Source organism: Bacteroides sp. AM44-19, from assembly GCF_003603395.1.
Classification (GTDB): Bacteria; Bacteroidota; Bacteroidia; order Bacteroidales; family Bacteroidaceae; genus Bacteroides; species Bacteroides uniformis.
Map to the genome: position 1 here is coordinate 942,269 of NZ_QTNB01000001.1, position 13,085 is coordinate 955,353.

Genomic DNA, 13,085 nt, shown 5'->3' on the forward strand with positions numbered 1-13,085 from the left:
ATAATCGGGTGTTTTGCTTATCTTCGCCGAGAAATATGACAGAAATAAAGAAGAAAAGAGAAAAATGAAACGAATTATTTCCATTTTACTATATATGGCCGTCTTGCTGCCACTGGCTGCGCAACCGCCCAAGCATGAAGTGCGTGCCGCCTGGATAACTGCCGTCTATGGCCTGGACTGGCCGCAGACACGCACCACTTCGCCCGAAGGCATCCGCAAGCAACAGGCCGAACTGATTGAAATATTGGACAGACTGAAAGCCGCCAATTTCAACACAGTACTGTTCCAGACCCGTACACGGGGAGATGTCCTCTACAAATCAGCCATCGAGCCCTACAACTCCATACTGACCGGAAAGGTGGGCGGCGACCCCGGCTACGATCCGCTGGCTTTTGCCATAGCCGAATGCCACAAGCGCGGTATGGAGTGCCATGCCTGGATGGTGACCATCCCTCTGGGCAACCGCAAGCATGTAGCCGCCCTCGGTAAAGAGTCCGTCACCAAAAAGAAACGCGCCATCTGCGTACCCTACAAACGCGAATACTTCCTGAATCCCGGACATCCGCAAACCAAAGAGTACCTGATGAGCCTTGTCCGCGAAGTGGTGGAACGCTACGATGTAGACGGGATACACTTCGACTACCTGCGCTATCCGGAAAACGCCCCCCGTTTTCCCGACAGCTACGACTACCGCAAATACAGCAAAGGACGCAGCCTTGCCCAATGGCGCAGAGACAACCTGACGGAAATAGTACGCTATATATATAAAGGTGTAAAAGCCATGAAACCCTGGGTAAAGGTCAGCACCTGCCCGGTAGGAAAATACAAAGACACTTCCCGCTACCCCTCCCGTGGCTGGAATGCCTTCCACACCGTCTATCAAGACGTGCAGGGTTGGCTGGGCGAGGGCATCCAGGACCAGATTTATCCGATGCTCTATTTCCGTGGCAATCATTTCTATCCCTTTGCCCTCGACTGGCAGGAACAAAGTAACGGACGCCAAATCATTCCCGGTCTGGGCATCTACTTCCTCGACCCCAGCGAAGGGAACTGGACGCTGGACGAGATTGAACGGCAGATGCACTTTATCCGCGCCCACGGTCTGGCGGGGGAGGCACACTACCGCGTGAAGTATCTGATGGACAATACGCAAGGGCTTTATGATGCGCTAGAAGAAGACTACTATACCGCCCCGGCCCTGCAACCCGCCATGCCGTGGATAGACAATGTAGCTCCTACACCTCCCGCCGGACTCACGGTGGAAACACCGGAAAACGGCTATTGGAAACTAAGCTGGCAACCCGCCACGGACAATGACAAGCGGAATGCTCCGATGTATGTAATCTACGGTTCGGACACCTATCCCGTAGATACCTCCAATCCGGAGAATATCCTGGCACAACGAGTACAAGGCACGGAATATACCTATGCCCCCATCCGCCCGTGGACTGCCCGAAAATATTTTGCCGTGACAGCCATAGACCGTTGCGGAAACGAAAGCGAAGCTATTCAGCAGCAGTGACACAGACAAAAGCCCGGTAACGGCTCTTCGGAGTGACCGGTACCAGAGGCAGATAGCCGGAAACAACCCTGCCGTCCTTCACCACCAGCGGATAGCTTTGCATATCCTGCTCATGCCGCTCCATCAAAGCTTCATGGGTCGGAAAACAATCAATGGAGAAACGTCCCTCCCCACCGGGGACAATGAAATGATCACTAAGCACATGGGAAACGATTCCCATATTCATCCGTAGATTTATTTCGACATGGGGGTTGATGGCATACGGATGCCCTTCCTTCTGACGGCAGACCATCATGTCCACACCCAAGAAACCCATATAAGATGTAGCATAACTCGTTTCCAATGCTTTCTGCATCATATTGCGTATGCGTACAAATGCTTCAAAGGGTACATATTGCTGAATCCATTCCTCCACTTGCTCATCCGAAGTAAGGATATTACCACGATATGCCCCTTTGTCATCCGTAACAAAACGGGAATAGCCGACAAAAAGAAGCTTTCCCCGACCATCCGAATAAAATTCCATGGCAAAGTCTTCCACCTTATCAAATATAGGCTCCATCACAAAACCTCTATTTTCTTTCAGCGCCCTACTACACCAATCGGAAACATTTTTCGTAAAGCCATGACGGCACCAACACAATCCCTTTCCACTTCCCGACCAAAGTGATTTGAACACACATCCCTCCTTGTAACGATCAACAATATCCGGAGAGATATCCGTCATTCTACCATCAGCCTCCACCAAGCAACAACCGTCACCACAAGTATAATCTATTTTATTGAAATAGAAAAGTGCGCGAAAAGCCAAAGCGTTACTACGGGCAGCCTTCATACGATATTTATCCAAAGCATCCGGCGTAGGAAGATTTTTTTCCAGAACACCGCCTTTCAACATCCGTTTACGGATAGCGGGGTTCCATCCCCAAGGCATTACCCGCACATCAGCATAATCGGGCAGCTCCGGCTCTGTCACCAAATGCACATCCAGCCGGAACAACTGTTGCATCTGTTTCAGATAATCTGCATTATAGGCGGAAGAGGCCAGTACCCCACTACCCGGCTGGGCATACCATATCGGCAACAAAGCCAAGTCTTCAGCCATACGGCGGATGGTAGCGGGCGCCATATAATTTTCTTCATTATTTCCCAATGCCATATCTGCATCAGGATTGAACACATAAAGTTTCATCTTTCAAATGTTAACCAATTACTCACGTTTTGTATGAGAGTGCAAAGTTATATAATATTTTGCCATCTCTACTTTGCAAATCTATAAAAAAGCCGTATATTTGTCGCCTGATAAACCGAATTTAAAGCATGGAAGCATTTTACCGTACACACGCTTATCTCGTAGAGCATACCAATGCCCCCGTACGCCGCGACCTAATGGACGAAATAGACTGGAATGACCGTCTTATCGGTATCAAAGGCACAAGAGGCGTAGGTAAGACTACTTTCTTGCTGCAATATGCCAAAGAGAAATTCGGCACAGACCGCTCCTGCCTCTTCATCAACATGAACAACTTCTACTTCTCCGGACATGGCATCGTAGAGTTCGCCGCCGAATTCCAGCGCCGCGGAGGAAAAGTGCTGTTGATAGACCAGGTATTCAAGTACCCGGAATGGAGCAAGGAACTGCGTATGTGCTACGACCGCTTCCCCAACCTGAAAATCGTGTTCACCGGCTCGTCCGTGATGCGTCTGAAAGAGGAGAATATGGAGTTGCGCGACATCGTGAAGAGCTACAACCTGCGCGGCTTCTCCTTCCGCGAATACCTAAACCTGCAGACGGGCATGAAGTTCCATGCCTATCCGTTGGAAGAAATCCTGAGCAACCACGAACAGATAGCCAAAGGCATCCTCTCCAAAGTACGTCCATTGGACTACATACAAGACTATATGCACCACGGCTTCTACCCTTTCTTCCTTGAAAAGCGTAACTTTTCGGAGAATCTGCTCAAGACGATGAACATGATGGTGGAAGTGGATATCCTGCTCATCAAACAAATTGAGCTGAAATACCTTTCGAAGATAAAGAAATTACTATATTTGTTGGCCGTGGACGGGCCGAAAGCGCCGAATGTCAGCCAACTGGCAAACGACATACAGACCTCCCGCGCCACAGTAATGAATTACATCAAGTATCTGGCAGACGCACGACTCATCAATATGGTCTATCCGAAGGGAGAAGAATTCCCCAAGAAGCCGTCGAAGATAATGATGCACAATTCAAATCTGATGTATTCCATCTATCCCGTCAAGGTGGAAGAGCAAGACGTACTGGACACTTTCTTTGCCAACACAATGTGGAAGGACCACAAGGTGAACAAGGGCGACAAGAACATCTCGTTCATGGTAGATGAGGTGATGCCTTTCAAGATTTGTCCGGAAGGAACAAAGATAAAGAATAATCCGGGAGTTACTTATGTACTGCATAAGGCAGAAATAGGCCGAGGCAACCAAATACCTCTCTGGTTATTCGGTTTCTTGTATTAAGAGAGAGATTTTTTTACTTAAATAAATAATTCAATTTAGTTATGACTAAACAGAAGAAATTCATTACTTGTGATGGTAACCAGGCTGCTGCACATATCTCGTATATGTTCTCCGAAGTAGCTGCCATCTACCCCATCACCCCCTCTTCTACGATGGCTGAATACGTAGACGAATGGGCTGCCGCAGGTCGCAAGAACATCTTCGGCGAAACAGTATTGGTACAGGAAATGCAGTCAGAAGGTGGTGCTGCAGGTGCCGTCCACGGCTCTCTGCAAGCCGGTGCGCTGACTACTACTTACACAGCTTCACAAGGTCTGTTGCTGATGATCCCGAACATGTACAAGATTGCCGGTGAATTCCTGCCTTGTGTATTCCACGTATCAGCACGTACATTGGCAAGCCATGCACTGTGTATCTTCGGTGACCACCAGGACGTTATGTCTGCACGCCAGACTGGTTTTGCCATGTTGGCCGAAGGTTCTGTACAAGAAGTTATGGACTTGGCAGGTGTTGCCCACCTAGCCACCATCAAGGCCCGTGTTCCGTTTATGAACTTCTTCGACGGCTTCCGTACTTCTCACGAAATCCAGAAGATTGAAATGTTGGAGAACGAAGACCTCGCTCCGCTTATCGACCAGGAAGCTTTGGCTGAATTCCGCGCACGTGCATTGAACCCGATGAACCCGGTTGCCCGTGGTATGGCCGAAAATCCTGACCACTTCTTCCAACACCGTGAATCTTGCAACAACTACTATGAAGCAGTTCCGGCTATCGTTGAGGAATACATGAACGAGATTTCCAAAATCACAGGCCGCAAGTATGGTTTGTTCGATTACTACGGTGCAGAAGATGCAGAACGCGTTATCATCGCCATGGGTTCTGTAACGGAAGCTGCCCGCGAAGCTATCGACCACCTCGTTGCCAATGGCGAAAAGGTTGGTTTGGTTGCCGTTCACTTGTATCGTCCGTTCTCTGCCAAGCACTTCCTTGCCGCCGTTCCCAAGACTGCCAAGAAGATTGCCGTACTGGACCGTACGAAAGAACCGGGTGCTAACGGCGAACCGTTGTACCTCGACGTAAAAGACTGCTTCTACGGTGCAGAGAATGCTCCGGTTATCGTAGGCGGCCGTTATGGTTTGGGTTCCAAGGATACTACTCCTGCTCAAATCCTCGCCGTTTACAAGAATCTGGCTATGCCGATGCCGAAGAACCACTTCACTATCGGTATCGTGGACGACGTTACCTTCACTTCTCTGCCCCAGGAAGAAGAAATCGCATTGGGCGGCGAAGGCATGTTCGAAGCCAAATTTTACGGTTTGGGCGCTGACGGTACAGTAGGTGCCAACAAGAACTCCGTAAAGATTATCGGTGACAACACCGACAAGCACTGCCAGGCCTATTTCTCTTACGACTCCAAGAAATCAGGCGGTTTCACTTGCTCGCACCTGCGTTTCGGCGACACTCCTATCCGCTCTACATACCTGGTAAATACGCCAAACTTCGTGGCTTGCCACGTTCAGGCTTACCTGCACATGTACGACGTAACCCGCGGCTTGCGTAAGAACGGCTCTTTCTTGCTGAACACCATCTGGGAAGGCGAAGAGCTTGCCAAGAACCTGCCCAACAAGGTGAAGAAGTACTTTGCACAGAACAATATCACTGTTTACTATATCAATGCAACCCAGATTGCACAGGAAATCGGTTTGGGCAACCGTACCAACACCATCCTGCAATCCGCATTCTTCCGTATCACCGGCGTTATTCCGGTTGACCTGGCTGTAGAGCAGATGAAGAAGTTCATCGTTAAGTCTTACGGCAAGAAGGGTGAAGATGTTGTCAACAAGAACTATGCAGCCGTTGACCGTGGCGGCGAATACAAGCAGCTGACCGTTGACCCGGCTTGGGCCAATCTGGCAGACGACGCCAAGGCTGAAAACAACGATCCTGCATTCATCAACGAAGTGGTTCGTCCTATCAACGCACAAGACGGTGACTTATTGCCGGTATCCGCTTTCAAGGGTATTGAAGACGGTACTTGGGAACAAGGCACTGCCAAATATGAGAAACGTGGTGTAGCCGCATTCGTTCCCGAATGGAACGCTGAGAACTGTATCCAGTGTAACAAGTGTGCTTACGTTTGTCCTCACGCTTCCATCCGTCCGTTCGTACTCGATGCTGAAGAGCAGAAGGGTGCCAACTTCACTCAACTGAAGGCTGTAGGTAAAGCATTCGACGGTATGACATTCCGTATTCAGGTAGACGTTCTCGACTGTCTGGGTTGTGGCAACTGTGCCGATGTCTGTCCGGGCAACCCGAAGAAGGGTGGCAAGGCTCTGACTATGAAGCACCTCGAAAGCCAATTGCCGGAAGCTGCCAACTGGACCTACTGTGCTGAAAACGTGAAGAGCAAACAACATTTGGTTGACATCAAGGCCAACGTGAAGAACTCTCAGTTCGCCACTCCGTTGTTCGAGTTCTCAGGCGCTTGCTCCGGTTGTGGTGAAACTCCGTACGTTAAACTGATTTCCCAGTTGTTCGGTGACCGCGAAATGGTAGCCAACGCAACAGGATGTTCTTCCATCTACTCCGGTTCAGTACCTTCTACTCCTTATACCAAGAACGAAAAAGGTCACGGTCCTGCTTGGGCAAACTCATTGTTCGAGGACTTCTGCGAATTCGGTCTGGGTATGGAGCTTGCCAACGAAAAGATGCGCGCACGTATCGTGAAGGCTATGGAAGATGCCATCGCAGCAGAAGGAACTCCGGCCGAATACAAAGAAGTATTCCAGGCTTGGATTGAAAACATGTACGATGCAGACAAGAGCAAGGAACTGGCTGAAAAGATTATTCCGATGGTAGAAGCTGCCAAAGACAAGTGCGACAGCTGCAAGACTATCGCCAGTCTGTCTCAATACCTGGTAAAACGCAGCCAGTGGATTATCGGTGGCGACGGTGCCTCTTACGACATCGGTTACGGTGGTCTCGACCATGTAATCGCAAGCGGTAAGGATGTCAACATCCTCGTACTGGATACTGAGGTTTACTCCAACACAGGCGGTCAGTCTTCCAAGGCTACTCCGGTAGGCGCTATCGCCAAGTTTGCCGCTGCCGGTAAGCGTGTACGCAAGAAAGACCTCGGTCTGATGGCTACTACTTACGGTTACGTATACGTTGCCCAAATCGCTATGGGTGCCGACCAGGCTCAGACTTTAAAGGCTATCCGTGAAGCAGAAGCATATCCCGGTCCGTCACTCATCATCGCTTACGCTCCGTGTATCAACCACGGTCTGAAGGCAGGTATGGGCAAGAGCCAGGCAGAGGAAGAAAAGGCCGTTAAGTGCGGTTACTGGCACTTGTGGCGTTACAACCCGGCTCTGGAGGCTGAAGGCAAGAATCCGTTCACGCTGGATAGCAAGGAACCGGATTGGAGCGGATTCCAAGACTTCCTGAAGGGTGAAGTTCGTTACGCATCCGTAATGAAGCAATATCCGCAGGAGGCCGACGAGCTGTTCAAGGCTGCTGAAGAAAACGCTAAATGGCGTTACAACAGCTACAAGCGTCTTTCCAAAGAAAATTGGGGCGCTGAAGTTACAGAGTAATTCCGATTACTAAATAAAGAATAGAGGCTGCTCCTGAATAAGGCGTAGTCTCTATTTGTTTTTAATTAACAATACTAAATATCACAGGTTATGATTGGATTTATCATTTGGATTATCGGTGTGGTTCTGTGTGTCAAAGCCGTACTTGAAATCATGAAGTGGCCGGTAGACGGCGTGAAGAAACTATTAGTTGCAATTATCATCCTGCTCACAAGCTGGATTGGAATCTGTGTTTACTACTTCTGGGGAAGGGAAAACCTGCCTCAAATACTGAAATAAGTTCCAGTATCATTTACAGAAGTAAACAGACGTGTATTAAGAACAAGGGGGATAGACAACAGCTATCCCCTTCTTTTCAGAAACTCGGTAGGACTCTCCCCAAACTGTTCCTTATAGCATTTCGTGAAATAGGAAGGTGACGAAAAGCCCACTTCATAGGCAATCTCCGCTACCGTCATGTCAGAGGAGGCAAGCAGTGAGGCAGCCTTTTTCAACCTCATCTGGCGCAGCAGCTCATTCGGCGAATAGTTGGTCAGCGATTTCAGCTTACGGTAAAGCTGCACACGGCTCATACCCATATTCCGTCCCAAATCCTCCACATTGAGTTCCGCATCTTTCATCCTCTCCTCGACAAGCGATTTGAAGCGGGAGACGAAACCCTTATCCAAATCACTGATGGCTTCCTTCTCGATAGTCTGGTTATCTCCGAAGAACTGCCTCAACTGACGGCGGTTTGCAATAAGATTGCGGACACGAGACAAGAGCAACTGCGAATTGAATGGTTTGGAAATATAAGAATCGGCACCGCCATCATAGCCCTGGATACGCTGTTCGTCCAGCGAGCAGGCCGTCAGCAGAATCACCGGGATATGGCATGTCTGCAACTCCCCCTTCAAGCGGCGGCAGCATTCCACACCATCCATACCGGGCATCATTACATCGGAGATAATCACATCCGGCACATACTTCATGGCCAGCCGGATACCCTCTGTCCCGTCCGCAGCATCCAATACACGGAACTCGTTCGACAGAAGTGACTTCACATAGTTGCGAATATCCGCATTATCGTCAATTACCAGCACAGTAGGACAATCAGCCTCAACCACCTCTTCGCATGCCTTCACTTCCGTATCTATCAGGGTGGACGACACGTCCTTCTCTTCGGCAGGCAACGTCACTATGGTGGGATGGTACTGCGAAACATCCTGCTGCGGGAAAGTAACGATGAAAGTAGTGCCTTTCTCGTCACTGCGTGCCGTAATGTTACCGCCATGCATCTCTACAAAGGCACGTACCAGCGCCAGTCCGATACCGGTACCGGCTTGATGCCCGTCCACTTGATAGAAGCGCTCGAAGATGGCTTCCACATCGGTCGAAGAAATGTAGCTGCCGGAATTGAAGACGGACAGACTGTAGTTCTGTTCCGACTTTAACAACCGTACGGTGATTTTCCCGTTCTCCGGCGTATACTTCACGGCATTGGAGAAGAGATTGAAGTAAATGCGCTCCATCTTCTCCGCATCCGCCATCATCCGGAAGTCCGTATCGGGAGATGCCTCAAAGCTGAAAGCAATATGTTTCTTCAGCAACGCCATGCGGAAAGAGTCGTTCCAGCCCCGGAAGCTGTCGAGCAAATCAAAAGGTTCGAGATGGAGCTCCATGCGCCCGTTCTCCACCTTCCGGAAATCAAGTATCTGGTTGACCAGGCGAAGCAGGATATGCACATTCTTTTTCATCAGCTCGAGGAGCTGGCGCGGCTGTCCGTCGAGGGTGCGGTTGGCAAGAAGCTGCTCTATGGGATCGGCTATCAGCGTCAGCGGAGTACGGAAATCGTGTGAAATATTCGTGAAGAACACCAGCTTGGCGTGCGTAGCCTCCTCCAGTTCATGGGAAAGCTGTTCCAACTGCGACTTCTGCACTTCCAACAGTTCCTTCTGCTGTATCAACTGAGTTTTCTGTTCTTCCAGTTTCTTTTTCTGCATGGACAGCTCACGGTTCAACCGGTTCTTGGCACGCAAGGAGAGGTAGACAGCCACCAACAAACCGACCAGCAACAATAGGGCAGACAGACTGCCGTACAAGACAACCTGCTGCGTGGCATAACTGGCCAAATACTGGTTTATCTTTCCGTTCAGGGTTTCTATCTTTCCATCCAGGGTGCCGATGTGGGCGGTCTGCATCTTCATGATGAGAGCATTGTCGCGGTCGACGACGGAAGTGCCCAGGATAGTTTCACGGGGAAAATCACGCTTGTTCAGGATATCCATGGCAATCTGCATCACGCGGTCGCCACCGGTAGGATATATAAACGTGGCATCCAGTTCGCCGGCAAGCACTTTCTCCACTCCGTAGTCTTTGCCGGGCAGGGCGTCTATGCCGATAAACCGCATTTCCTTCTCCCGCCCCTTGCGGGCAGCGGCAGCATAGGCTCCGGCCGCCATACGGTCATTCTGCGCATACACCAGGTCGATATGCGGAAAGCGGCTCAGCAGGGTATCCATTTTCTCTCCGGCCTTGAGTTGCAACCAGGCACCGTCTTCAGCGGCCAGCAACCGGATACCGGGATAAGCGGATATAGCCTTCACAAATCCTTGATGACGGTCTACGGCAGGTGTGGAACCCACCAAACCGGAGATTTCCACCACATCTCCCTGCCCGTGCAGCACATTGGCCACATACTCTCCCACAGCTTTCCCTATCTCGTAGTTGTCTGCACCGACGTAGGCCGTGTATTTGTCCGAAAGGATTTTACGGTCCACTACAATCACCGGAATGCCCCGGTTGTATGCCTCCTCCACAACCGGAGTTATCGGAGTGGCTTCATTAGGGGCCACAATCAGCAGGTCCACCCCTTCGGCTATCAGTTCACGAATGTCTTTTGCCTGACGGTCATTATCGTCGACGGCAGTACGGATGTCCACCTCCACATCTTCGTAGAAATGGGCTTCACGGAGTATCTCACTGTTCATCTGGCGCCGCCATTCATCCTCGCTACATTGGGAAACGCCGATACGGAAACGTGCCTCGCGCCGGGAGCAGGCAACCGCCACTCCCCAAAGCACGAGCAGAAAGAATAAAATCCGAAGGTTATGCTGTCTCATCTTCACTTTCCTCTGATTTAAGATTGCAGATGAGCAAAGATAACGAAAAATGTGAAAAGAATAAGAAAAATCTATGCCAGCCTTTCTTTCAAGGCCACCGGCAATTCCGGCATGGCACCGCTCTGGGTACATACATAGGCAGAGACTTCCACCGCCAGTTTATGGGCATCGGGCACCTGCTTCCCGCTGAGAATGGCAGCGGTGAAGGCTGCCGTGAACGAATCACCGGCTCCAACGGTGTCCGCCACCGGTACCTTGGGCGTCTCCTGGAAGGAAACCACTCCCGGAGTGAACACATAGCTGCCGTTCGTTCCACAAGTCAAGATAAGCATCTTCAGGTTATACTTGGCCAGCAGAATCCAGCATTTGTCCTGCAAGTCGATGCCCGGGTAGCCGAAAATACGGCTGATGGTCACCAGCTCCTCATCGTTTATCTTGAGGATGTTGCAGCGGCGCATGGATTCGCAGAGTATCTCTTTGGTATAGAACCCTTGGCGGAGATTGATGTCGAATATCTTCAGTTGCCCCTCCGCATCGGGCATCGTGTCGAGAAAACGGTTGATGGTGATGCGGCTTGTTTCACTGCGTTGCGCCAAAGAGCCGAAACATACGGCACGCGTGTTCAGTGCCAGACGCTTCAGTTCGTCGGTAAAGGGAATGTTGTCCCAGGCCACGCCTTCTTTTATCTCATAGCACGGCACGCCCACGGCATCGAGCGTCACCTGCACCGTTCCCGTGGGGTAAGGCACGCGCTCAATCTGCGTGCGCAGCCCCTTCCGGGCGAACACATCCAGAATCTCGTCCCCATCCGCATCGGCACCTACGGCACTGACCACACGGCTGTCGAAACCAAACTGCGATGCATGGTAAGCAAAGTTTGCCGGAGCACCGCCTATCTTCTTTCCTTCGGGGAGGCAGTCCCACAGAGCCTCGCCCATACCTACTATTATCTTATTCATAATATTATATTGTTTAATGAATGATATATTTTATTCACGGCAAACTCAATGTCCTACCCACTGCAAACCTAATAAAAAAGTTCCTAACTATAGAATGAAAAGTTGCCAATTATCTATTAAAAAGTCTCTAAGAACTAAGGATTATCTCTATCCCAAGGCTTGGGATAGACATCCGCAACCTTGGGACAGATATCCGCAGCCTTGGGATATGTGTCCGCAGCCTGCGAACAAAGATTACCGCTTCATACGCAGCATATAGAAGAACAAGTACACTACCCCTACCGTCATCACAGCCACGGCACCGCTTTGTCCTACAGCATCACTTGCCAAGCCCATTGCTATCGGAAATACCGTACCGCCGAAGAGCCCCATAATCATCAAACCGGAAACCTCGTTCTTCTTTTGTGGCATAGCAAGCAACGCCTGAGAGAAGATAACCGGAAAGATGTTCGAATTGCCGAAACCGATAAGGGCAATGCAGATGTATATCATTGCCTTTTCATGGAAAACGAACAACCCTACCATCGCAGCCAACATACATAACACGCTGATGCCGAAGAAGGTTCGGGGAGCCATCTTCTGAAGGATGAAGGCTCCGAGAAAGCAACCCGCCGTGCGGAAGATGAAGTAAAGGCTGGTGGCAAAGCCGGCATCGGCCAGCGTCATGCCCAGACGCTCCATCAGGATTTTGGGCGCTGTGGTATTCGTACCTACATCAATGCCCACATGGCACATGATGCCCAGGAAGCAGAGAAAGATAAACGGCTTGCCCAGCAGAGCGAGGCACTCCCCGAAGGTGGAAGGGCGTCCCTCTTCCTTTTCCTCGCGGATGGAAGTACCGCTCAGCCAGAGAATGGCAATCACCGCAATGACCATATAGACCGGGAACAGCACCCTCCAGCCCATGCCCAGAGACGGAATGGCCTGCGTAGCTCCCCACATGGCGATGTATGGAGCCAGAAACGAAGCAATGGCTTTTACAAACTGTCCGAAGGTGAGCGAACTTGCCAGCCGCTCGCCGCTTACGATATTGGAAAGCAGCGGGTTGAGCGACGTTTGCATCAGCGCATTGCCGATGCCCAGCAATGAGAACGAGAGCAGCATCAGCACGTAGCCGTCTCCGAAAACCGGGAGAAGCAAAGAGGCAAACGTGATGACAAGGCTGAGAAGCACTGTCTTCTTGCGTCCGATGCGGTTCATCAGCATACCCGTAGGTACGGAGAAGATGAGGAACCAGAAGAACACCAGAGACGGGAATATGTTGGCTTGCGAGTCGGTCAGGTTCAAGTCGGCCTTCACGTAGTTGGAGGCGATGCCCACCAAATCCACAAAGCCCATGGCGAAGAAGCAAAGCATGACCGGAAAGAGCTTTGCCAAGGAATTCGTTTTTTGCATAATTATATCC

Annotated in this window: 8 protein-coding genes; 4 read left to right on the forward strand and 4 right to left on the reverse strand. The window is 50.5% G+C overall.

The annotated features are described in order from the left end of the window. Window positions 1-64 precede the first annotated feature (64 nt). Window positions 65-1,522: a glycoside hydrolase family 10 protein gene (locus tag DW947_RS04265; RefSeq protein ID WP_181979442.1), complete on the forward strand. Its 1,458-nt coding sequence runs from the start codon at window positions 65-67 to the stop codon at window positions 1,520-1,522. Here DW947_RS04265 and DW947_RS04270 read toward each other — a convergent pair. Next, window positions 1,506-2,714 (reverse strand): hypothetical protein, encoded by a 1,209-nt coding sequence (locus tag DW947_RS04270; protein WP_044467947.1) that lies wholly within the window; start codon window positions 2,712-2,714, stop codon window positions 1,506-1,508. The genes DW947_RS04265 and DW947_RS04270 overlap by 17 nt on opposite strands. Before the next feature lie 128 nt (window positions 2,715-2,842). Between DW947_RS04270 and DW947_RS04275 the strand changes: the two genes are divergently transcribed. The 3 genes from DW947_RS04275 to DW947_RS04285 all read left to right on the forward strand — a co-directional run bounded on the left by DW947_RS04275 (window position 2,843) and on the right by DW947_RS04285 (window position 7,899). Next, window positions 2,843-4,021: an ATP-binding protein gene (locus DW947_RS04275; protein ID WP_005835624.1), complete on the forward strand. Its 1,179-nt coding sequence runs from the start codon at window positions 2,843-2,845 to the stop codon at window positions 4,019-4,021. Window positions 4,022-4,062: 41 nt separating this feature from the next. Next, window positions 4,063-7,620, forward strand: a complete 3,558-nt coding sequence (gene nifJ / locus DW947_RS04280; protein ID WP_005826291.1) for a pyruvate:ferredoxin (flavodoxin) oxidoreductase — start codon at window positions 4,063-4,065, stop codon at window positions 7,618-7,620. A gap of 90 nt (window positions 7,621-7,710) precedes the next feature. Continuing rightward, entirely contained in the window at window positions 7,711-7,899 is a 189-nt protein-coding gene (locus DW947_RS04285; RefSeq protein ID WP_005826290.1) for a hypothetical protein, read from the forward strand. A 62-nt stretch (window positions 7,900-7,961) separates the two neighbouring features. Here the strand turns inward: DW947_RS04285 and DW947_RS04290 are convergent, their stop codons facing one another. The 3 genes from DW947_RS04290 to DW947_RS04305 all read right to left on the reverse strand — a co-directional run bounded on the left by DW947_RS04290 (window position 7,962) and on the right by DW947_RS04305 (window position 13,075). Beyond that, window positions 7,962-10,721, reverse strand: a complete 2,760-nt coding sequence (locus DW947_RS04290; RefSeq protein ID WP_118940693.1) for a substrate-binding domain-containing protein — start codon at window positions 10,719-10,721, stop codon at window positions 7,962-7,964. 71 nt (window positions 10,722-10,792) lie between these two features. Next, entirely contained in the window at window positions 10,793-11,680 is an 888-nt protein-coding gene (locus DW947_RS04295; protein ID WP_005826288.1) for a carbohydrate kinase family protein, read from the reverse strand. 234 nt (window positions 11,681-11,914) lie between these two features. After that, window positions 11,915-13,075 (reverse strand): MFS transporter, encoded by a 1,161-nt coding sequence (locus DW947_RS04305; protein ID WP_057089268.1) that lies wholly within the window; start codon window positions 13,073-13,075, stop codon window positions 11,915-11,917. Window positions 13,076-13,085: the final 10 nt, after the last annotated feature.